The sequence below is a fragment of the Methylobacterium sp. E-046 genome, assembly GCF_022829625.1.
Classification (GTDB): domain Bacteria; phylum Pseudomonadota; class Alphaproteobacteria; order Rhizobiales; family Beijerinckiaceae; genus Methylobacterium; species Methylobacterium longum.
In genome coordinates this window covers 1-22193 of record NZ_JAKSYP010000183.1, presented here as the reverse complement: position 1 = coordinate 22193, position 22193 = coordinate 1, and the positions used below count along the sequence as shown (strand labels likewise).

General features: G+C 70.2%; 18 protein-coding genes and 1 tRNA gene. 7 read left to right on the top strand and 12 right to left on the bottom strand.

What is annotated here, in order from left to right; all coding sequences use genetic code 11:
- The first annotated feature begins 217 nt into the window (after positions 1–217).
- On the top strand, positions 218–1867 hold the full coding sequence (locus tag MKK82_RS34230; RefSeq protein ID WP_243986441.1) for an alpha/beta fold hydrolase: 1650 nt from the start codon (positions 218–220) through the stop codon (positions 1865–1867).
- Positions 1868–1943: 76 nt separating this feature from the next.
- Here the strand turns inward: MKK82_RS34230 and MKK82_RS18400 are convergent.
- A tRNA-Pro gene (locus MKK82_RS18400) sits at positions 1944–2020 on the bottom strand.
- Positions 2021–2103: 83 nt separating this feature from the next.
- On the bottom strand, positions 2104–2814 hold the full coding sequence (locus tag MKK82_RS34225; protein WP_243986440.1) for a 4'-phosphopantetheinyl transferase family protein: 711 nt from the start codon (positions 2812–2814) through the stop codon (positions 2104–2106).
- 127 nt (positions 2815–2941) lie between these two features.
- Between MKK82_RS34225 and MKK82_RS18390 the strand changes: the two genes are divergently transcribed.
- From MKK82_RS18390 to MKK82_RS18380, 3 genes are all read left to right on the top strand, one after another.
- On the top strand, positions 2942–4237 hold the full coding sequence (locus MKK82_RS18390; protein ID WP_238286316.1) for an MFS transporter: 1296 nt from the start codon (positions 2942–2944) through the stop codon (positions 4235–4237).
- A 64-nt stretch (positions 4238–4301) separates the two neighbouring features.
- Positions 4302–6734, top strand: a complete 2433-nt coding sequence (gene ligA / locus MKK82_RS18385; protein ID WP_238286315.1) for an NAD-dependent DNA ligase LigA — start codon at positions 4302–4304, stop codon at positions 6732–6734.
- A 72-nt stretch (positions 6735–6806) separates the two neighbouring features.
- Positions 6807–7676, top strand: coding sequence for a 3'-5' exonuclease (locus MKK82_RS18380; protein WP_243986439.1), 870 nt, complete (start codon positions 6807–6809; stop codon positions 7674–7676).
- Positions 7677–7804: 128 nt separating this feature from the next.
- On the opposite strand, the gene MKK82_RS18375 is transcribed toward MKK82_RS18380, so the two are convergent.
- A complete protein-coding gene (locus MKK82_RS18375; RefSeq protein WP_238286313.1) occupies positions 7805–10006 on the bottom strand; it encodes a 3-hydroxyacyl-CoA dehydrogenase NAD-binding domain-containing protein in 2202 nt (733 codons plus the stop codon).
- A 113-nt stretch (positions 10007–10119) separates the two neighbouring features.
- Here MKK82_RS18375 and MKK82_RS18370 point away from each other — a divergent pair, with 113 nt between their 5' ends.
- Positions 10120–10896 carry an EAL domain-containing protein gene (locus MKK82_RS18370; protein ID WP_238286312.1) on the top strand — a complete coding sequence of 259 codons (777 nt, stop codon included), beginning with the start codon at positions 10120–10122 and terminating at the stop codon, positions 10894–10896.
- Positions 10897–10927: 31 nt separating this feature from the next.
- Here the strand turns inward: MKK82_RS18370 and MKK82_RS18365 are convergent, their stop codons facing one another.
- The 6 genes from MKK82_RS18365 to ccmA all read right to left on the bottom strand — a co-directional run bounded on the left by MKK82_RS18365 (position 10928) and on the right by ccmA (position 17606).
- Positions 10928–11428 (bottom strand): hypothetical protein, encoded by a 501-nt coding sequence (locus tag MKK82_RS18365; protein WP_238286310.1) that lies wholly within the window; start codon positions 11426–11428, stop codon positions 10928–10930.
- 180 nt (positions 11429–11608) lie between these two features.
- Positions 11609–12817 carry an acetyl-CoA C-acetyltransferase gene (locus MKK82_RS18360; protein ID WP_238286308.1) on the bottom strand — a complete coding sequence of 403 codons (1209 nt, stop codon included), beginning with the start codon at positions 12815–12817 and terminating at the stop codon, positions 11609–11611.
- 268 nt (positions 12818–13085) lie between these two features.
- The gene (dnaA, locus tag MKK82_RS18355) at positions 13086–14582 is read right to left on the bottom strand and encodes a chromosomal replication initiator protein DnaA (protein ID WP_238286306.1); all 1497 of its coding nucleotides are present in this window, start codon (positions 14580–14582) and stop codon (positions 13086–13088) included.
- Between the two features lie 487 nt (positions 14583–15069).
- Positions 15070–15336, bottom strand: coding sequence for a 30S ribosomal protein S20 (gene rpsT, locus MKK82_RS18350; protein WP_238286305.1), 267 nt, complete (start codon positions 15334–15336; stop codon positions 15070–15072).
- A gap of 966 nt (positions 15337–16302) precedes the next feature.
- Positions 16303–16971 carry a heme exporter protein CcmB gene (gene ccmB, locus MKK82_RS18345; protein WP_238292222.1) on the bottom strand — a complete coding sequence of 223 codons (669 nt, stop codon included), beginning with the start codon at positions 16969–16971 and terminating at the stop codon, positions 16303–16305.
- Positions 16968–17606 carry a heme ABC exporter ATP-binding protein CcmA gene (gene ccmA, locus MKK82_RS18340; protein WP_238292224.1) on the bottom strand — a complete coding sequence of 213 codons (639 nt, stop codon included), beginning with the start codon at positions 17604–17606 and terminating at the stop codon, positions 16968–16970. The genes ccmB and ccmA overlap by 4 nt, the downstream gene beginning before the upstream one ends.
- Before the next feature lie 127 nt (positions 17607–17733).
- Between ccmA and MKK82_RS18335 the strand changes: the two genes are divergently transcribed.
- Positions 17734–17919, top strand: a complete 186-nt coding sequence (locus MKK82_RS18335) for a hypothetical protein (RefSeq protein WP_238292226.1) — start codon at positions 17734–17736, stop codon at positions 17917–17919.
- Here MKK82_RS18335 and MKK82_RS18330 read toward each other — a convergent pair whose 3' ends face one another.
- On the bottom strand, positions 17920–18693 hold the full coding sequence (locus tag MKK82_RS18330; RefSeq protein WP_238292228.1) for an RNA methyltransferase: 774 nt from the start codon (positions 18691–18693) through the stop codon (positions 17920–17922). It abuts the gene before it with no gap.
- A gap of 207 nt (positions 18694–18900) precedes the next feature.
- On the opposite strand from MKK82_RS18330, the gene MKK82_RS18325 reads away from it, so the two are divergent.
- Positions 18901–20115 carry an NADP-dependent isocitrate dehydrogenase gene (locus MKK82_RS18325; protein ID WP_238292230.1) on the top strand — a complete coding sequence of 405 codons (1215 nt, stop codon included), beginning with the start codon at positions 18901–18903 and terminating at the stop codon, positions 20113–20115.
- Positions 20116–20184: 69 nt separating this feature from the next.
- Here MKK82_RS18325 and MKK82_RS18320 read toward each other — a convergent pair whose 3' ends face one another.
- Complete coding sequence (locus tag MKK82_RS18320) at positions 20185–20622, bottom strand: DUF3429 domain-containing protein (protein WP_238292232.1); 438 nt, start codon at positions 20620–20622, stop codon at positions 20185–20187.
- 151 nt (positions 20623–20773) lie between these two features.
- A partial coding sequence (locus MKK82_RS18315; protein ID WP_279603111.1) for a tetratricopeptide repeat protein occupies positions 20774–22193 on the bottom strand: 1420 nt, incomplete at its 5' end.

The following is a 22193-nucleotide window of genomic DNA, read 5'->3' as shown; positions in this document are numbered from 1 at the left end:
AATCTACTTAGGTAGCCCTACGTCTTCACAACACCGATTATTTATTATTCGCCGCATTGACGGCCGACCAGTCCAAAATTTACAATTTTCAAAATTTCATCGCATGTTCGATACCATGAAACCGTTTTGGCTGGATGGAAATTTCGGTTGGTACGGCGCCGGTCGCAATAACCGCGGCGTCGTGCTCTGCGGGACATTCGGTTATGAACAGCATACGGTGCATCGCTGGTGGCGTGACCTCAGTGAAGGGATCGCGGCCGCGGGCTGCGCAGTTGCCCGCTTCGACTATCCGGGTGAAGGCGACTCGGAAGACACGCCCGTACGACTAGCCAGCGCCTGTGACGCGATCCGCGGGGCCGTTCGCGTCCTGCGGGACGAGGCGAAGGCGGAGGAGATCGTCCTCGTCGGCCTGCGCTTCGGGGCGACGCTGGCGGCGCTCGTCGCGGCGGAAGGCGGTGTCGACCGGCTGGTCCTCCTCGCGCCGTTCACGCGGGGCCGCGCCTATCTGCGCGAGATGGAGATGCAGGCGCGCCTCGTCGATATCGAGCCGGACGGTACCCCCCTGGTGAAGCGGCCGGGCCTGTTATCCGTGGGTGGCTTCAGCGTGAACGCGGACCTGAAGGAGGATGTGGCGCAGATCGATCTCTGCCGCGCTGCGCGGCCGCCGGCGCCCCGGATCCTCCTTCTGGGCCCCGATCTGGCACACCTCGCTGCCAAGTTCACGCAGCAGGGCAGCCGGGCCGAAGCCGGCGAATTCCCCAGGCTCGGCTGCCTTCTGACGGATGCGCATCAGAGCAGCATGCCGGAGGCGACGCGCACGCGGATCCTGGACTTCGTCTCCGAGGATGCTGCGGAGCGACCGGGCCGGTCGCTCTGTCCGCCGGCAGCGGACACGACGATGACCGGCGCGGGATGGAGCGAGGCGCCCCTTCGGTTCGGGAACGGACTGTTCGGCATCCGGTGCCAGCCCCCGGCCGTGCTGCCCAGAACCCCCGCCGTGCTCTTCGTCAACTTGGGCGCCTTCGTGCATTCCGGCCACGGCCGGCACACCACGACACTGGCCCGGACCCTCGCACGCTTCGGCGTGACCTCGCTGCGGATGGACCTCCGCGGGGTCGGGGATAGTGCCGACCGGCCGGACGGCGAGTCGCCGCTCTACAAGCTCGATGCCGTCGGCGACCTCCGCGCGGCCATCGACGTCCTCACCGAGGACACGGCACGGCCCGTCATCGTCGTCGGCGCCTGCAACGGTGCCTATCTGGCCTTCCACGCCATCTGCCAGGATCCCAGGATCACCGCCGCGGTCCTGATCAATCTGTACTGCTTCGATTGGGAATTGACGCACGGCGGCGAGTCGTACGGCGCCAAGCCGGCCCGACATATCTCGGCCTACGCCGCCATGTTGCTCAAATGGGGAACTTGGCGGCGGCTCCTGACCGGGGCGGCGCCGGTCGGCAAGATCGTCCGGTCCCTCGCGCGGCGCAGCACCGCGCGGCTGATCGACAAGTTCGTCAAACCCGCCGGGTCGAACGAACGATCGCGATCGATCAGCGCGCGCATCGCCGACGTGCGTCGCCGCGGAGCGAGGCTCGTCGTCATCTACAGTGCCGGCGACCTCGGCCTGGTCGATCTTCGGACCCAGCTCGGTTCCCTGGACGAAGCGGCCGCGATCCTGGGCGAGCCCGTCCGCGTCATCGCCGACGCGGATCACGCCTTCTCGGCTGAGCCCGCGCAGGCGGCGCTGCTCCATGAACTGCGCAACCTGACCGCGCCGCGGCTGGCGGAGTATCAGACGAGCGAACAGAGCAATCCGTCATCGGCGGGCCGGATGTCGATCGCACTCCAGGGCCCGCTTCGCACAGCCTGATGCGCCAGGTGCCGCCCTTCACGCGAAGGAGCGGTCGGCGGTCAGTGCCGGGATGATGCTGAATCTCGGGAAAGATTGGTCGGAGTGGCAGGATTTGAACCTGCGACCCCCACGTCCCGAACGTGGTGCGCTACCAGACTGCGCTACACTCCGAAGGCGGCCCTGCGTGTCCGCTGGGGCCGGCGACGGGTGTATAGCCGTGCCTTCCCCGGGCCGCAAGCGCGGTTTTGCCGGTTTCAGCTGAGACGATCCGGCCAGTCCGCGGCCCATGCCCGGCAGGAGACGGCTGCGTCGGCCGACCGAACCGCGACGGTGGCGGCGTAGGCCGGACCGAGATCGAGCGTCGCCAGGGTCCAGGCCTCGATCCGGGCGTCGCTCCGGGCGCCGCGCAGGAGCCGCGGCGCCGCCGGGGGGAGCGATACGCTGAACCGGTCCAGGGGCAGAGACAGGCCGGTGCCGAGGGCCTTCACCACCGCCTCCTTGCGGGTCCAGAGGTCGAAGAAGGCCGCTGCGCGCGCGTCCGCCGGAAGGGCCGCGAGGGCGGCGGCCTCGTCGGCGGCGAAATGCGTTCGCGCGATCCGCTCGGCATCCGGCAGGGGGCGCACCACCTCGACATCGACGCCGATCGCGGCGCCCGGCGTCAGGCCGACCAGCGCCCGATCTGCGGAATGCGAGAGGTTGAAGGCGAGGACGCCGCGTGCGGCGCCGGCCAGACACGGCTTGCCGCCCGACCCGGTCGCGAAGCGGATCTCGGTGGGATCGAGGTCCAGCCGATCCGCGAGGATCAGCCGGAGCGCGGCGTGGCTCGCCACGTAGCGGGCGCGATCCGCGGCCCGCGCGAACCGATCCGCCCGGGCACACTCGGAATCGTCGAGGATGCTGGCGCAGAGGTCGAGCCGGTCCGGCGACGACGCGAGGTCGACGACCCAAACCTCGGCCGCGCTCACGCGACGCCTCGCGGGGGCCGGACGCACGGGCTAGCATCGTCGGGACGTGGCACGGCGCGAATGGACCCGGTGAAGACGGCATGAGGACCATCGTGGGTCGTGAGCGGGCCGGCAAGGGCCGTTCGGCTTGATCGCGCTCCGAGCGGCAAGCCTGATCGAAGCCGCTCGCGGCTGGCCGAGCCTCGCCGGACGCCGTGCCCGCTACGGCGTCTTCTTCGCCACCTACCTCTACCAGGGCGTGGTCGCCGGCTTCTCGTTGACGGCCCTCGCCAACCACCTCGCGGTGCAGGGGGTGTCGGCGGCCGAGATCGGGTTTCACTTCGCGCTGGCGGGCCTGCCCTGGACCCTGCAGCCGATCCTGTGGGGACCGCTGATCGACCGTGCCGGCGACTTCCGGATGGGACGGCGCAGGCCGTTCGCCGTCGCGGCGATCCTCGGATGCCACGCGACCCTGGCGCTTCTGCTTCTGCCGGGCACGGACCGGATCAGTTGGCTGGGCCTCATCTTCCTGATCCACAGCCTGTTCGCCGCGCTCCTCGACACCGCCTGCGACCGCATGATCATGGACCACGTTCCGCCGGCCGAACTCGGACGGGTGAGCGCCTGTACGCGGGCCGGATTCGTGGTCGGCACCAGCCTCAGCGCCGCCCTGTTCGGGGGGCTGCTGGCGACCTCCGGGATCGCGGTCAGCAGCCGCTGGCTGCTCGCCACCGCGGTCCTGGCGAGCCTGCCGATGCTGCTGATCCGGGAGGGACGCGCCGACGCGCTGGTGGCATTCAGCCGGCGGGGGGCGCCGCCGCGGCCTCTGTCCGTCCGGCGCTTCCTGCTGCGCCTCTCCGTGTCCCTCCGGCGGCCACGGGCCTTGAGGCTCCTCGCCCTCTGCTTCGGCCTCGACTGCGCCCTCGGCTTGTTCGAGCTGCCGTTCTCGATCGATCTGCTTCAGGGTCAAGGCTGGGACCCCGCCGCCCTGTCGCGGCTCCAGGCCGTCCTGGCGCTCGCGAGCGGTACGGCCGGGGCTCTGGCCATCGGGGTCTGGTCCGACAGGGCCGGGCCGGTCCGGCCGCTGCGCGCCCTGCTGCTGGCCAGCGCCGGCACCTTCCTCCTCGCCGGCGCGCTCCTGGGCCTCGGTCTCGTCGGGCCCGCGGGCCCGCTGATCCTGGCGCTCACCAACATGCTGCCGGGTTTGCTGATCGTCGCGCTCATGCCGGCCCTCCTTCAGGCGAGCCGCGGGCGTGCCGGGGCCGCCACGCAGTTCGAGGTCTACATGGCGACGATGAACCTCGGTTCGGTGGTCGGCACCGCCCTCGCCGGCTGGATCGCCCCCATGCTGGCGCTGCACGCCGTCGCGGCCCTCGTGGCCGCCGTATTCCTGGCGGCCTTCCGATTGGCCGGCCGCAACGACCTGCTCGGGGATTCGCCCTGAGGGAAGCGGGGATGCCGGGCCCCGGCCGACTCCCCGTGGGCCGCCGATGCGTTAGAACCCCGCCATGGCCGCAGCGAAATCCGATCCGTCCGATCTCGACCTCACCGCCGAGGAGGCGCGCGCCGAGCACGCGCGCCTCTCCGACGCGATCCTGGAAGCCGATCGGCTCTACTACCAGGAGGACGCACCGGAGATCTCGGATGCGGAGTACGACCGCCTGCGTCGGCGCATGGAGGCGCTCGAGACCCGTTTCCCCGATCTCGCCGGAACGGGGGCAGCCAGCACCTCCGTGGGCGCCAAGCCGTCGGAGAAGTTCGCCAAGGTCCGGCATGCCGTGCCCATGCTGTCTCTCGGAAACGCCTTCGACGACGCGGAGGTGGCCGAGTTCGTGGCGCGCGTGCGCCGCTTCCTCGGCTGGCCGGACGATGCGCCCCTCGCCTTCACGGCGGAGCCGAAGATCGACGGCCTGTCCCTTTCGCTCCGCTACGTCGACGGCCACTTGGACACCGCCGCCACCCGGGGCGACGGCGAGGTCGGCGAGAACGTCACCGCCAACGCCCGCACGGTGCAGGACATTCCGGAGACGCTCGCGGGGTCCGGATGGCCGGAGGTCTGCGAGGTGCGCGGCGAGGTTTACCTGTCCCACGCCGATTTCGCCGCCATCAACGCCCGGCAGGAGGCGGCCGGCAAGGCGCTCTTCGCCAACCCGCGCAACGCCGCCGCCGGCAGCCTGCGCCAGCTCGATCCCGCGATCACCGCGTCCCGGCCGCTCCGCTTCTTCGCCTATGCCTGGGGCGAGCTCTCCGCACCCATCGCCGAGACGCAGTCCGGGACCCTGCAGCGATTCGCATCGTGGGGCCTGCCGGTGAATCCCCGGACCGAGACCTTCACCGACACGGCGGCAATGCTCGACCATTACCGGCGGATCGAGGCCGACCGGGCCGGGCTCGGCTACGACATCGACGGCGTCGTCTACAAGGTCGACGACCTCGCACTCCAGAAGCGGCTCGGCTTCGTGTCGCGATCACCCCGCTGGGCGCTCGCCCACAAGTTCGCCGCCCAGGAGGCGACGACCTCCGTCGAGGACATCGTCATCAATGTCGGCCGCACCGGCTCGCTGAATCCCCTGGCGAAACTGAAGCCCGTGACGGTCGGCGGCGTGGTGGTGTCCAACGCCACGCTCCACAACGAGGGCTACGTGAAGGGCGTCGGCGGCGACGGCGAGCCGATCCGCGACGGCCGGGACATCCGCATCGGCGACACGGTGACGGTGGTGCGGGCCGGCGACGTCATCCCCAAGGTGATGGACGTCGATCTGACGAAGCGTCCCGCGGGGTCGCAACCCTACGCCTTCCCGGAGACCTGCCCGGCCTGCGGCAGCCGGGCCGTGCGCGCCGTCAACCCGCGCACGGGCCGGCCGGACGCGGTGCGCCGCTGCACCGGCGGGCTGATCTGCCCGGCACAGGGCGTCGAGCGGCTGAAGCATTTCGTCTCGCGCAACGGCTTCGACATCGAGGGTTTCGGCGAGACCTATGTCGAAGTGCTGTTCGAGGCCGAACTGGTGCGACAGCCCGCCGACCTGTTCCGGCTCGACTTCGAGCAGCTGAAGGCCGCCATCGTGGCGCGCCGCGAGGCGCTGTCGGCCGAACGGAGGGCGGAGGCCGGGGCGGCCGAGCCCGCCAGGAAGGCCGCCAAGAAGAAGGGCGAGGAGGACGACAAGGCGATCAAGAACCTGCTGGCGGGCGTCGAGGCGCGCCGCGCGGTGCCGATGAACCGCCTGCTCTTCGCTCTCGGGATCCCGCAGATCGGTGAATCGACCGCGAAGGCCCTGGCGAAGCGCTTCGCCGACATGCCGGCCCTCATCGCGGCGATCCGGGCGGCCGCCGCGGCGCAGCCGGGACCCGACTGGGTCGAGCTGACGGCCGTACCCCGCGTCGGCGGGACGACCCGGGACAGGCTGCTCGATCTCGGCTTTCCGGAGGATGACGGAGGGCCGGCCAAGGAGCGAGCCCGCGTGAGCGCGATCCAGCGCGAGAACCTGCTGGCCCATTACGGTGACGGGGACGCCGTGCGGGCGGCGGTGGCGCGCGCCGCGGAGCAGAGCCCCGGGGATGCCTACCGCCTGTTCGCCGATGACGGCGAGATCGGGCCGGTGGCCACCGACGCGCTGATCCTGTTCTTCTCCGAGCCGCACAATGCCGGGGCGGTCGCGGCCCTGCTCCAGGAGATCGAGGTCGTGCCGATGGAGCGGCCCGCCGCGGCCTCGGCCTTCGCGGGCAAGACGGTGGTGTTCACCGGCACCCTGGAGAAGATGACCCGCAACGAGGCCAAGGCCGTGGCCGAGCGCCTCGGCGCGAAGGTCTCGGGCTCGGTCTCGGCGAAGACCGATCTGGTGGTGGCCGGTCCCGGCGCCGGATCCAAGCTGAAGGACGCCGAGAAGCACGGGGTCCGGGTGGTGTCCGAGGACGATTGGCTCGGGATCGTGGCACAGGGTTGAAGCCCGAGTCCGGCCGGCTTAGACCTGCGGGAGAACGCCCCGAGAACTCCCACCCGGCACGGTCGATCCGCGATGACGGTCCTGGCCCTCGACTTCGAGACGGCCAACGAGCGGCGCGACAGCGCCTGCGCGGTCGGTCTCGCCTGGATCGCGGACGGGCGGGTCGTGCGCCGGGAGAGCCACCTGATCCGGCCGCCCGAGATGCGCTTCGCACCCGGTAACATCCGGGTCCACGGCATCCTGCCGGCCGATGTCGCCGGCAAACCGGATTTCGCGGCCGTGATGGCACCCTACCTGGGCGATCTCGGCCGCGGCCTGATCCTGGCGCACAACGCGAGCTTCGACATCGGGGTGCTGCGGGCCGGTCTGGCGCGGGCCGGCGTGGCCGTGCCGGATCTCACCTATCTCTGCACGGTCCAGGTCGCCCGCCGGGTCTTCCCGGCGCCGGAAGGCTGCGGCCTCGGCAAGGTGGCCCGACGCCTCGGGATCCGCTTTGAGCACCACGATGCCGGCGAGGACGCCTATGCCTGCGCGAAGATCGCGCTCGCCGCGATGCGCGAGCGGGACGCCGCCGACGTGCACGCCCTCGCGGCGGCGATCGGCCTGCCGCTCACGCGGGCCACCGGCGGCCCGCCCGCGCCCCGCCGCGTGCCGGGCGCGATCAGCGGACGGGCGATGGCGGCCTTCCCCGAAGCCCCCGCCGCGCTGCGCTTCGCCATGCGGGGATCGACCGGCAATCGCTACCACGTGAGCCTGGAGGAGCAGGCGGGCGGCCCGCAATTGCGCTGCACCTGCACGGCCGGCCGCTACGGCGTGCGCTGCCGCCACGTGAAGGCGCTGGAAGTCGGCGACATCACCGACCTGCTCTCGGACAACGCGGCCGACGTCGTGCTCCTGGCCCGCATGCTCGGCGGCAAGGCGCGGGTCGCCGGCGCGGCCTGATCGGGCGGATCCGGACGGCGTGCCGGAGAGCCCGCCCGGCCGGAATCCGCGTGCAGGTCCCGGCCGGCTCCGCAACGGCCGCGGGACGACGCGGGGGCTGAAGCGTTCGGACGCTTCAGCCCCCCGGCTCAGGCAGCCCGCTTCTCGGCATCCGCGTAAAACGTGCCGCCGCGCTCGGCCATGGCAACCAGGTTGTCGGGCACCCGGAAGCGCGGTCCGTGCTTGGCCTCCAGCGCCCGGGCGAGATCCACGAAAGCCGCCGCGCCCATGAAGTCGATATACGACAGGGCACCCCCGGTGAACGGCGCGAAGCCGAAGCCGAGGATCGAACCGACATCGGCCTCGCGCGGATCCGTGACCACGCCCTCCCCCACCGTGCGGGCCGCCTCCAGCGCCTGGACCATTAGAAGCCGCTGCTTCAGTTCGCTGAAGTCGACGGCGTCGGGATCGAGGCGGTGCGGCTGCAGATCCTTCAGGCCGGGCCAGAGGCGCTTCGGCGCGCCCTCGGGGTAGTCGTAGAAGCCCTTGCGGTTCTTGCGGCCGAGGCGGCCCTGATGCTCGACCATCTCGGCCAGGATCGCCTTCTGCGCCGGATCCACGGCGCCCTGCCCCACCTGCGCCTCGGTGGCCTTGGCGATCTTGAGCACGAGGTCGAGGGCGACCTCGTCGTTGAGCGAGAGCGGCCCGACCGGCATGCCCGCTTGGCGGCCGGCGCTCTCGATCATCGCGGGCGGCACGCCCTCGGCGAGCATCTTGTGCCCTTCGAGGATGTAGGCGCCGACGCAGCGGTTGGCGAAGAAGCCGCGGGCATCGTTCACGACGATCGGGGTCTTCTTGATCAGCCGCACGTAGTCGAGGGCGGTGGCCAGCGCCGCATCCCCGGTCGCCTCACCCTTGATGATCTCCACGAGCATCATCTTCTCGACGGGGGAGAAGAAGTGGATGCCGACGAACTGCGCCGGGCGCTGCGAGCCCTTGGCGAGGCCCGTGATCGGCAGCGTCGAGGTGTTGGAGGCGAAGATGGCGTCCGCACGGATCACCGCCTCCACCTTCTGGATCACCTCGGCCTTCACCGTCGGATCCTCGAACACCGCCTCGACCACGAGGTCGCAGGCGGCCAGGTCGGCGTAATCCGCCGTCGCGGTGATCCGGCCGAGCAGGGCATCCCGGTCGGCGGTCTTGGCGCGGCCCTTGTTGATCTGCCCGGTGATGAGGGAATGGGCGTAGGCCTTGCCCTTCTCGGCGGCCTCCACCGACTGGTCCACCAGCACCACTTCGAGCCCGGCCTGCGCCGTGACGTAGGCGACGCCCGCGCCCATGAAGCCCGCGCCGATCACGCCGACCCGACGCAGGTTCGTGGCCGGCACGTCCTTCGGCCGGCGCGCGCCCTTGTTCAGCTCGCCCATGGAGATGAACAGCGTGCGGATCATCGCCGCCGCCTCGGTCGAGCGCAGGATATGCGCGAAGTACCGGCTCTCGACCCGCAGGGCGAGGTCCATCGGCAGCTGCAGACCCTCGTAGACGGAGGCCAGGATCGCCTTCGCGGCCGGGTAGTTGTCGTGCGTCTCACGCCGGTAGATCGCGTTGGCCGGCGGCCAGATCATCATGCCGGCCGGCGAGTAGACCTTGCCGGACGGTGCCTTGAACTTCGGCACGTCCCACGGCGCCACCGCGGAGCCGCCCTCGCGGATCCAGGCCTTGGCTCGCGCGACGATCTCGGCCTGCGGGGCCACGGCGTGGATCAGCCCCATGCCCTTGGCCATGGGCGCGCGGATCTGCTCGCCCTTGAACAGCATCTGGAGGGCGTCGCCGGTCTGCATCAGCCGGGCGACCCGCTGCGTGCCGCCGCCGCCCGGAAACAGGCCGACCTTGATCTCCGGCAGACCGACCCGGGTCTTGCCGTCGTCGGAGGCGACGCGGTGATGGCACGACAGCGCCAGCTCGAAGGCGCCGCCCAGGCACAGGCCCTGGATCGCCGCCGCGAACGGCTTGCCGCAGGTCTCGAGCCGCCGGAACAGCAGCGAGAGGCGGCGCGAGGCCTCGAAGAAGTGGCGCATCGCCACCTCCTCGCCCTGCTCGGCCTTCAGCTGCTCGTAGGCCCGCCCGAGGCCCTGGAGCATGGTCAGGTCGGCGCCGCCGGAGAAATTGTCCTTGCCGGTGGCGACGACGCAGCCCTTGATCGCCGGATCGGACGCGACCTGCTCGATGATCTGCTCAAGCTGGTCCATCACCCCTTCGGTGATGACGTTCATCGAGCGGCCGGGCATGTCCCAGGTCGCCACCGCGATACCGTCGGGATCGGTCTCGAAGCGAAAATCGGTCAGCGTCACGGTGCCGTCCTCCCAAAAGAGCGTTGGCGAGATACCAATGCGTTCGCATTAAGCTTCTGTAGAGCGCAGGCCGGCACGGTCTGCCGGTCGGGGGGCACCGACGGACGCCGCACATGACGAAGGACCTCGGTTGCCGCGCCTGCCGCGCCGGCACCACCCTCGACTTCGACTTCACGATGGCCTTCCAGCCGATCCTCGACCTCACGGACGGGTCCGTCTGGGCCTACGAGGCGCTGGTGCGTGGCCCCAGTGGCGAGCCGGCCTACACGGTCCTCGACCGCGTCACGGACGAGAATCGCTATCAGTTCGATCAGGCGGCCCGCGTGCGGGCGATCGAGCTCGCCGGACGCCTCTTCCCGAGAGACAGCGTGACGCGGCTCTCGATCAACTTCATGCCGAATGCGGTCTACGAACCGGTCGCCTGCATCCGCGCCTCGCTGGAAGCAGCCCGGCGCGTCGACTTCTCGCATCGCCGTCTCATGTTCGAGTTCACCGAGCAGGAGCGGTTCCGCGACATCGCGCACGTGACCCGCATCGTCGCCGCCTACCGGCAGCAGGGATTCCTCACCGCGCTCGACGATTTCGGCGCCGGCTTCGCGGGCTTGAGCCTGCTCGCCAACTTCCGTCCCGACCTGATCAAGATCGACATGGATTTGCTGCGGGGCATCGACACCGATGCCGGTCGCCACGCGATCGTCTCGGGCGTCGTAGCGATCGCCCGGGACCTGGGCGTGACGGTGCTCGCCGAGGGCGTCGAGACCGCGGCGGAGCTCGACGTCCTGCGGGGCCTCGGCATCGCGCTCGTGCAGGGCTATCTCTTCGCCAAGCCGATGCTGGAGGCCCTGCCGCCCGTTGCCGGGTTCAGCCCGACGGCCGCGCGCGCGGCCTGAGGCCAACGGGGCGCGCGCGGCGATCACCGGTCTACTTCTGGGCCGGGGCCGCGGAGGGCGGCACCGGCGGCTGACCCGGTTGTGGGGTATTGTCGGTCGCCGAGGCCACGGCCAGCATGTTCAGGAGCTTGGTGACCGAGTTCTGCGAGATCGCCGTCACCGACGAACTCGGGTCGGCGTTCATCGTCTGGAACTTGAGGTATGTCGGATCCGAGTAGATCTCGTCGAGGTGCTTCAGCTCGGTGAGGCTGAACTTCTCGGCGTAGTCCTTCGACAGCCCCTCGATCATGATGCCGCGCTGCTTCTCGAACTCGGCCAGCAGCTCCTTGCGCACGGCCTCGGCGCGGGCCTCCGGCATCGGCGCGACGGTCTTCTCCAGGGCGACGTTGAAGCCCGTCTGGAGATTCTTGATCAGGGTCTTGTTGACGAGGGTCGTGGCCGCGGTGAGGCGGTCCGCGGCCTCGTCGGCGCGGGCTGCCAGCGGCAGGCTCAGGGTGACGCCGAGGCACAGCGTCGCGATCAGGCGGTTCAAGGGCTTGTCTCCCGTGGTTTTATCGTCCGGCCCGGTGGCGGGCCGATCGTCGCCCGCGCCTCTAGCAGCGTTCCTGGACTTTGGGGAGCGGCGTGCCGCCGCTCCCCCACAAGGGTGATCCCGGCACACGCCGCCGGCATGGCCGCATCTCCGGCACTCGGGGCCGTATCCGAACGACCCTCAGACCCGTTCGATGATCGTGGCCGTGCCCATGCCGGCGCCGATGCAGAGCGTGACCAGCGCGCGCTCCTTGCCGGTCCGCTCCAACTCGTCGAGGGCCGTGCCGAGGATCATCGCGCCGGTCGCGCCCAGGGGATGTCCGAGGGCGATGGCGCCCCCGGTGACGTTCACCGAAGCGGGGTCGAGGTCGAAGGCTTGGCAGAAGCGCAGGACCACTGCCGCGAAGGCCTCGTTGACCTCGAACAGGTCGATGTCCGACAGGCTCAGCCCCGATTTCGCCAGCACCTTGCGGGTGACGTCCACGGGGCCGGTGAGCATCAGCGCCGGGTCCGAGCCGATATTGGCGAAGGCCCGGATCCGGGCGCGCGGGCGCAGGCCCGCGGCCTCGCCGGCCGCCCTGGAGCCGATCAGCACGGCGGCCGCGCCGTCGACGATGCCGGATGAGTTGCCGGCATGATGGACGTGATCCACGCTCTCCACGTCCGGGTGCGCGTCGGTCGCCACGGCGTCGAAGCCGCCCATCTGGCCCATCTGCACGAAGGACGCCTTCAGCGAGGCCAGGGACTGCATGTCGGTGCCGGGCCGCATGTGCTCGTCGCGATCCAGCAGCGTGATGCCGTTCACGTCGCGCACGGGCACGACGGAGCCGTCGAACAGGCCCTCGGCCCAGGATTTCGCCGCGCGCTCCTGGGAGCGGACTGCGTAGGCGTCGCAATCGTCGCGGGTGAAGCCGTACTTGGTGGCGATCAGGTCGGCCGACACGCCCTGCGGCATGAAGTAGGACTTGATGGCGATGGCCGGATCCACCGGCCAGGCGCCGCCCGAGGCCCCGATCCCGATGCGGCTCATCGATTCGACGCCGCCGCCCACCGCCATCTCGTGCTGGCCGCTCATGACCTGCGCGGCGGCGAAATTCACGGCGTCGAGGCCGGAGGCGCAGAACCGGTTGATCTGCACGCCCGGGACATGCGCGCCGTAATCGGCCACCAGCGCCGCAGCGCGGGCGATGTCGCCGCCCGCTTCACCCACCGGATCGACGCAGCCCAGGATCACGTCGTCGACGAGGCCGGTGTCGAGCCCGTTGCGATCCTTGAGGGCGCGCAAGGCCGTCTCGGCCAGGCGCAGCGCCGTGACCTCGTGCAGAGAGCCGTCCGCCTTGCCGCGCCCGCGCGGCGTGCGGACGTGATCGTAGATGAAGGCATCCGTCATCAGCACTTCCCCGGGGCGTCGGTTCTCGCCTGTCGGCGACGCGGCCTTACAGGGCCGTCTCCGTCCGCGCCAGTCTGCCACGGCGCGCGCGCCCTCGGCCAGCCCCGTTCGAGGGAGCCGGCGAAGGGCGCGCGACGGCCGCGGCGGCCTCAAGGTGATGACACAGCTGCGGCGCGATCACGTGCGACCGGGCGGCGCCTCCGGGCCCTGCGGGACGAAGTCCGCCCGTTTCCGGGGCGTCTCGATCCCAGCGGGACACGGCTTCCGGCTAGTCCTGCAGCATCCGCTTCAGCAGCTCGACCTCATCGCCGAGCACCGAATCTTCGCCGATCTGCTTCTCGATCTTGCGAACGGCGTGGAGCACGGTGGTGTGATCGCGACCACCGAACCGGCGGCCGATCTCGGGCAGCGAGCGCAACGTCAGCACCTTCGAGAGGTACATGGCGATCTGACGCGGCTTCACCACGGCGGCGGTGCGCCGCTCCGACAGGATGTCCGAGCGCGAGACGTTGTAGCGCGAGGCGACCAGCTTCTGGATGTCCTCGATCTTGATCCGCTTCGGCTCGCGGTTCTTCACGAGGTCGCGGATCGCGCTCTCGGCGGTCTCCATCGTCACGGCGGTGCCGGTGAGCGTCGCGTGGGCCAGGAGGCGGTTCACCGCGCCCTCGAGATCGCGGCCGTTGGCCGTGATGGCGCGGGCCACGTAGGTGGCCACCTGCGGCGAGACGTCGAAGCCCGGATGGGACGCCCGAACGGTCGCGAGACGGGCCGACAGGATCGAGACGCGGAGCGCCTCGTCGAGGGCGGTGATCTCGACCACGAGGCCGCCGCCGAGGCGCGAGCGCACGCGCTCATCGAGGGCCTCCAGTTCGGTCGGAGGCCGGTCCGAGGCGACGACGACCTGCCGGCCGGCATCGATCAGCGCGTTGATCGTGTGGCCGAATTCGGCCTGGATTGACTTGCCCTGGATGAACTGGACGTCGTCGAGGATCAGCAGGTCGATGCCGCGCAGGCGCTCCTTGTAGGCCAGGGCCGACTGCGTCTTCAGGGCGTTGACGAAGCCGTACATGAAGCGGTCGGCGGTCAGGTAGATCACGCGGCGCCCGGCTTCGCGGGCGGCATGGCCGATGCCGTGCAGCAGGTGCGTCTTCCCGAGGCCGACGCCGGCATGGAGATAGAGCGGGTTGTAGAGCGCCCCCTCCCCCTGATGCGCGGCGACCCGCTCGGCGGCGGCGTGGGCCAGGGCGTTGGAGCGCCCGATGACGAAGCTCGCGAAGGTCAGGCGCGCGTCGAGGGGCGTGCCGCTCAGATCTCCGCCGGCCTCGGCGCCGCGGGATTCGGCCGGGACCGAAGCGATGGCGGCCACCGGGACCGGGGCGCCGGCGGCGTGGAGCCGGGCCAGCGGTCCGCTGGCCGGGCTCGGCTTGGACGCTCCGACGGCGACCGGCCGGACCGGGGCGCCGGTGCCACGCACGCCGACCTCGATCCGCGCGATCTCTTCGACCTCGGCCTTGAAGGTGTTCAGCACGCGATCGAGGTAGTGCGACTCGATCCAGCTCTTGAGGAAGCGGGTCGGAACCGTGAGCCGGGCCGTGCCTCCGGCGACCGCCTCAAGTTCCAGGCGGGCGAACCAGCTGGCGAATACGTCCTCGCCGAGTTCCGCGCGCAGCCGGCGCTTCACCCGCGCCCAGGCAGACCCGTAATCCACGCCGCCGCCGTTGCGGCCCCCATCGTCGTCGCTCGCCACCGTTCCGTCGACACGCATCACTGGCTCTCCCGACGCTGCCCACGGAGTCCCGCAGGCCGCGCGTACGCACGAATTACGCCCTCAGCGTCCCGCAGACTTGGGCGGGACAGAGTTCGTCTCATGGAGTCAACCCCTCCACGGAGAACTTTTGCCGATTGAGAGAGCCTATCAACAATTACCTACAGTTTCTTTAACACTGGGACTTGCGGGGATGGCGGGGAGCCTCATCGGCAAGTGTTCTCGAGGGCGCTCAACACGGGTGCTAGAGTCTTGGCGAATCAGAACGATTCGTTTGAGTCCCGAATTCGGTGTGTTTGTCTTGGGCCGTGTCAGTTTCTGTTAAGCTACACGGCACACCCGGACTCCGCAATCGCGGCGATTCTTCAACAGGGTTAACGGTTCCGGTCACGGCTCCGCGCCGCCGAACAGGAGGCCGCCGGGATGCGGACACGAAAAAGCCCGGCGCGAAGGCCGGGCTTGAAACCGTCTGGATTGTGCGGGTGGTTCAGGCAGCGAGGGCCTTCACGCGAGCGGCGAGACGCGAGACCTTCCGCGAGGCGTTGTTCTTGTGAACGATGCCGTGCTGGGCAGCGCGCATCATCTCGGGCTCGGCGGCGCGCAGGGCGGTCAGCGCGTCCTGCTGGTTGCCGGTGGCGATCGCCTCCTCGACCTTGCGGACGAAGGTGCGCATGCGCGAGCGGCGCGAGCGGTTGATCGCCGTACGCTTGGCGATCTTGCGGGTCATCTTCTTGGCCGAAGCGGTGTTGGCCATGGAATCCTCGTTCTCTTCGTCGGGCGATGCCGACGGGCCGGCTGGGCCGGAAATCGGTCGTCGCGTCAGGTTGTCTGGCGATGGCCGAGACGCAGCGCGCGCGAAAGCGCGGCCCCTCGGCGAAGCGGCTTCTATAGTCACGGGCGTCGGGCGCGTCAACGCGGCGCAACACGCTCCTGGTCAGGAACAGCGCGACCGTCGGATCGCCACCTGTGCTGTCGCGTGGTTCGTTCCGGATCCGCCGCGAATGTCGCGCCGTCATGCCGGGGAGCGTCGAGGGGATCGAACCGGACGGAGCGTCGGGCGAGACAGCCGTCTTTCGCCACGTCCTGGCGGGCCTCGCTCCGGAGATCGAGCCGATCCGCGTAACTTGGCGGCGCCAGCCCTGAGACTCGTCCGATTAACCCGGGGGTCCGCCGGAGGGCGGGCAGCGGGTGCGGGAAGCGGTGACTTCGGGGCGTGGTTCGAATCATCGGTAGCCCGCCGAGACGTGCCGGAATCCCGTCGAGTCCAGTTATGCAGAAGAAGTTGCTTCGATGTCCCGGCCTATTGCCGAAGGCGGCTCCGTCGGACCTGAGGATCGCAGCCAAAGCTGAGGACCGATCCGCCAGGTCCGTAGCCCGATCTGGATTCGATGAAAATTTTTAGAAGCAGAAGCATTAGTAATTGGATTGTCGTCTCTCTATGAAGATTGGTATGCGCCCACATCATCTCTCATGAAACGTCTCGTTGATCCCATAAATCCCGCAGGCTAGCCGTTAAGTACAACAGCGGATTGATTAAGACTAAAATCTATATTTTATGCGATGATCATCTTGGATTTTAATCGGTCTGTCGACCTGTAGGCCTTGATACGTGACGGGATTATCCTGCAACATCCATGGCTAAATACCCTAGGGGGTGGATGTTCCAGGTGTTGCAGGCCCAGATCTTCAGAGCGGCGGTGCTGTGCCTGCCGCGAAAATCTCACTCCGGCCAGCGCAGCGCCGCCGCGGCCGCCAGCGTCCCGACCACGGCGGCGATGAGCGTCAGCGCGGCCAGTACCGCCAGCGGCACCAGGAACGGCACCGTCCCCCCGCTCGCCGCCTGAGCGGCCGAGACGCCGAAGATCAGCGTCGGGATCATCAGTGGCAGGACCAGCACGGCGAGGATCAGGCCGCCCCGGCGGATCGAAGCGGTCAGCGCCGCCCCCACCGCGCCGATGAAGCTCAGGGCCGGCGTCCCGGCCAGCAACGTCAGGGAGGTGGCGCCCATGGCGGTGCCGTCGAGGGCGACGAGGAGCCCGAAGAGCGGCGCGGCGAGGACCAGGGGCAGCCCCGTGGTCAGCCAGTGCGCCGCCACCTTGCCGAGCACCACGAGTTCGAGGGGCACCGGCGCGGCGGTCATCAGATCGAGGGAGCCGTCCTCCTCGTCGGCCTGGAACAGGCGATCGAGGCCGATCAGCGTCGCCAGCACGGCCGCGAGCCACAGGATCGCCGGGCCGATCCGCGACAGCAGGTTGAGGTCGGGCCCCAGCGCGAACGGCACCAGGGCGACGATCATGAGGAAGAAGACCAGCGACAGGGCGCCCGAGCCGCCGACGCGGCCGGCGAGGCGCAGGTCGCGGGCGATCAGGGCCAGGACGGCCCGGATCATGCCCAATCCTCCAGCGCGTCCGCGACCGGCGCCGCGGCCGCCCGATCGATGCGCAACTCCGCGGCGTCAGCGAGACCGAGCGACTGGTGCGTCGCGGCGATCACGAGGCCGCCGCCGGCCCGATGCTGCTCCATCAGGCCGGCGAGAACCGCCTGCGAGGCGGTGTCGAGGGCGGCGGTGGGTTCGTCCAGGAGCCAGAGCGGCCGGGCGCAGACGAGGAGCCGCGCCAGGGCGACGCGCCGCCGCTGGCCGGCCGAGAGATAGGCCACCGGCAGGTCGTGGGCGTGAACGAGGCCGAGCTGCTCCAGCGCGTCGCGGGGCGTCAGGCGCGGCGCGCCCAGGAGCCTCTGGGCGAACAGGAGGTTCTCCCCCGCGGTCAGGGAACTCTTCAGCCCGTCGCGATGCCCGACAGCGTGCAGGCATTCGGGCAGGCTCGCCTCGCCGACATCGGCGACGGCGATTCCCCCGGCATCCGGCCGCAGCCGGCCCGAGAGGATGGCCAGGAGGCTCGACTTGCCCGCACCGTTCCGGCCGGTGACCGCCAGGGCGTCACCGGGACCGAGGGTGAAGGAGAGGTTGGAGAAGATGCGGCGCCCGGAGCGGCGGCAGGCCAGATTGTCCACGCTGAGCCGCACCCGATACACCGCCCTCTTCCCCGCCGACGGACGGCGCCAGCAATCGTCGTCGTCTCCATGCCCGATTGCACAGCGGAACGGAACCACAGTCCAGCTCGGGCTTTCGTCCCGCAACGGAGGTTTGCCCATGCCTGAGGCGATGAACCCGAGCGAGGCGGACGTCGCCGCGACACCCGACGCGGTGGCCGGTCGCGCCAAGGTCGAGGCACGGATGGCCGAGTGCACGGCCGAGGAGCAGGCTGCCTTCTGGGACGCGGTCGGCCGCTGCTTCGGCGGCGGCAAGCCGCCAGATATGGAGCCCGCCTCCGGCTGATCAGCCGCCCTTCCGCGTCAAGGCCCGCAGCGCGCCGCGGAAGGTGCGCACGTCCTGCTCAGTCAGGCTCATGCGGTGGAGCATGTCCCGCATATTGCGGGCGATGATGTCGCGTTTCTCCGGGGGATAGAACTTGGCCGCGTCGAGCGCGGTCTCGAGGCTCCCGAACAGCGCGATCAGCGCCTCCCGCGTCGCGGGCGGGGACAGGAGCTCTCCGGAGAACGGCAGCCGGGCCCGGCCGCTGGCCTGCCGCCACGCGTAGCCGATCAGCAGCACCGCCTGCGCGAGGTTCAGCGACGGGAAATCCGGCGACACCGGGAACGTCACGATCGCGTCGGCGAGGGACACCTCGTCGTTGGTGAGCCCCACCCGCTCGCGGCCGAACATGACGGCGCAGCGCTGCCCCTCCCGAGCGACGAGTTCGGCCATCCCGTCCTCGGGCGCGAAGACGCGCTTCATCTGTCCGCGCTCGCGCGCCGTCGTGGCGAGCACGAAGGTGAGGTCGGCGATCGCCTCGGCGACGCTGCCGTGGATCGTCGCCCGGTCCAGCACGTGGGTGGCACCGGAGGCCGCCTCGCGCACGCCCTTCTTCGGCCAGCCGTTCTTCGGGTTGACGAGGCGCAGCTCCGACAGGCCGAAATTCGCCATGGCGCGGGCGGTCATGCCGATATTCTCGGCGAGCTGAGGCTCCACGAGGATCACCGCGGGGGCGATCCCCGGCGGGAGTTCGGTGACTGTCCTCGGGGCTTCGCCCTGCGCGTCGCGGCTCGTCATGGCCGCCCTCTGGCATGACGGGGCCCGGCCCGTCGAGGGCCGGGTGACGAAGCCGCCCGGATGACAGTGCGCGCCTTTCGTCGCCGGAAGGGCCGCGCTATGTCGCGGAGCGATTCCGACCCGACGGTCTGGCCCAACGGTCTTGGGCAGGCGACCGCACGACCCTTGCAGGCCGTGTGCGGGAACAACGCGAGAAGGCAACGGTCCATGGCGAAGATCAAGGTAGCGAACCCCGTCGTCGAGCTCGACGGCGACGAGATGACCCGGATCATCTGGGCCGAGATCAAGAACAAGCTGATCCATCCCTATCTCGACGTCGACCTCGAGTACTACGACCTCGGGGTCGAGCACCGCGACGCCACCAGCGACAAGGTGACGGTCGACGCCGCCGAGGCGATCAAGCGCCACGGCGTCGGCGTGAAGTGCGCCACCATCACGCCCGACGAGCAGCGGGTGCAGGAGTTCGGCCTGAAGGAGATGTGGCGCTCGCCCAACGGCACGATCCGCAACATCCTGGGCGGCGTGATCTTCCGCGAGCCGATCATCTGCAAGAACGTGCCGCGCCTCGTGCCCGGCTGGACCCAGCCCTTCGTGATCGGCCGCCACGCCTACGGCGACCAGTACCGCGCCACCGACTTCAAGGTGCCCGGCAAGGGCCGCCTGACCATCAAGTTCGAGGGCGACGACGGCACGGTCATCGAGAAGGAGGTGTTCAAGTTCCCCGAGGCCGGCGTCGCGATGTCGATGTACAACCTCGACCAGTCGATCATCGACTTCGCCCGGGCGTCACTGAACTACGGCCTGGCGCGCAAGTACCCGGTCTACCTGTCGACCAAGAACACCATCCTCAAAGCCTATGACGGCCGGTTCAAGGACCTGTTCCAGAAGGTTTACGAGGAGGAGTTCGAGGCCAAGTTCAAGCCCCTCGGCATCACCTACGAGCACCGGCTGATCGACGACATGGTCGCCTCCTGCCTGAAGTGGTCGGGCGGTTACGTCTGGGCCTGCAAGAACTACGACGGCGACGTGCAGTCCGATACCGCGGCCCAGGGCTTCGGCTCGCTCGGCCTGATGACCTCGGTGCTGATGACGCCGGACGGGCAGACCGTCGAGGCCGAGGCCGCCCACGGCACCGTCACCCGGCACTACCGTGAGCACCAGAAGGGCCGCGAGACCTCGACGAACTCGATCGCCTCGATCTTCGCCTGGACCCGGGGCCTGTCTCACCGCGCCAAGCTGGACGGCAACGACGATCTCGCGAAGTTCTCGGCAACCCTGGAGAAGGTCTGTGTCGACACCGTCGAGGCCGGCCACATGACCAAGGATCTCGCGCTCCTCGTCGGACCCGATCAGAAGTGGCTCTCCACCACGGGCTTCCTCGACCGGGTCGACCAGAATCTGAAGGCCGCGATGGGCGCCTGAGGCGTCGGTCTCAATGATAACCGGCGGGCGTCCCGGACGCCCGCCGTTCCTCGGGACGGCGGTTCGCCCTCAGGCGGCCACGAGAAGGGCGGCGCCGGCGACGCCGGACAGCACCAGGCGCAGCCGGCCGAGCCAGAGCGGCGCGAGGCCGCGGCGGGGCAGGTCCTGGTCGACGAGGCCCCAGGCCAGCACGAGACCGCCCAGGACGCGCAGGTCCCAGGGCGCGGGTGCGGCCAGCGCGGCCCAGGCCACGAGCGAGGGGAAAATCGCCAGGACGTAGTCGGCGTTGCCGGCGTTGCGCGCCGCCGCGGCACCCCAGCGGATCCCGCCGAGGAACGAGGCGATCACCGCACCGTAAGCGGACAGGATCGTGCGCGGCGACAGCCCGATGCTGCTCAGGCCCCCGTCCGTCCCCGAAACCGCGAGCGCGGCGAATCCCAGGAACGGGATCAGGCCGGCCACGCCGAGCACGATGGCGCTGATCGGCACTTGGTTCCGGCTCGCCATCCATCCTCCGAGAAGCGGTGTGGGCCGGCGTACCGTGCAATCCGATTTCGGCCTGATGCCAACCCGGGCGGAGCGTTCCCGCATCGCGGCACGGCGGTCAAGCTCGGTGCGGAGGCCCGACGCCGGGAGCCCGGCGGCGTACCACCGCAGGTTAAGTACGCCGCGGCGGCGCCGTGAAGGCCACGGCGTTCGGCGTCGGGGCACCGAGGAGCGACATCGGCGCGGATGCGCCCGCCTTCGGAGCCGGGGGCTCGTTCACCGCCGCGTCAATCTTTCGCGGCTTGAAGCTGGTCGCCAGGCTCTTCGCGCTGGCGAGGTCGGCGGGGCTCAACTTGTTGGCCACGTCGTCGCGCTTCTTGGCGGCGTCGTCGTCGCCCTGGGCGGCGGCGGCGGCGAACCAAGCGTAGGATTGAACGAGGTCCTGCGTGAGGCCCAGGCCGCGTGCGTAGAGGACGCCGAGGTTGTACTGACTGTCACGGACGCCGAACTCGGCACCCTGGCGGAACCAGGACGCCGCCGTGGCGAAGTCCGGCTTGCCGTTGGCGCCGGGATTCTCCGCGTGGAGGACGGCGAGGTTGTGCATCGAGCGGGCATGACCCTGCTCGGCGGCCCGGCCGTACCACAGCTTGGCCTTCTCGAGGTCGCGGACGACGCCGGATCCCTTCTCGTAGTGGCCGGCGACCTTGTACTGGGCGGGCGCGTAGCCCGCGACGGCCAGCTTCTCGAAGAGCTTGGTCGCCGTCGCGAGATCCCGGGGCATGCCGCGGCCGTCGGCCTCCCGCGTCGCGAGATCCCACACCGCCGTCCCGTCGCCTTCCAGCGCGGCGAGCTTCACCTTGGCCAGCGCCGGCGGCAGGGTGCTGAGATCGCCCTGCAGGGTGCCCATCCCGGACACCTGGGGCACCGACGTCCTGACCGCCGACGGGCGGGCCTCGGCCGGGAGCGGGTTCGGGAGGGCCTGCGTGGTCGTCGGATCGGCCGCCGGCGGTCTGGCTGCCGAGGCGTCCTTCGGCGCGTCCTTGGCACCCTCCTTCGCGCCCTCCTTCGCGTCGTCCCTGACGGTGTCCTTCGCGGCGTCCTTCGAAGAGTCCTTGGAGGGATCCCGGGCGGGCTCCTCGCGGGCGGGTGCGGGCTGATTCACGGGAGCGGCGCGCCGCGGCTCCTCGGGGCTGCGCAGGCTGATCGCCTGCAGTGCCCCCAGCGCCAGGACGATGGCGGCGAGGCCGAGCAGCAGCGGCCGGCGCCGCCGGTCGATCTCGGCCCGCAGCCGGCCGAAACGGCCCTCCTCAGCGGCAGCCTGCGGCGTCGCCTTCTGGGCGCGGCCATCCCGGCGCTCCGCGGGCGCTTCCGCGGCCAGTTCCGCCTGCGCGGCCTGGGCGGCCCGGCGGGCCGCCGCGATGAAGCTCGTCTTGATGTCGGCCTCTCCGCCGGCCTCAGCCGTCGGGCGCTCCGTGCCGGACCGGCGCGCGGACGACTCGCGTCCGCCGCGCGATTCGCGGCCCGGGCGGCCGCTGCCGGGCTCCAGCAGATCGTCGGCGATCCGCGGGGTCTCCGCGACGTCGCGGCGTGCC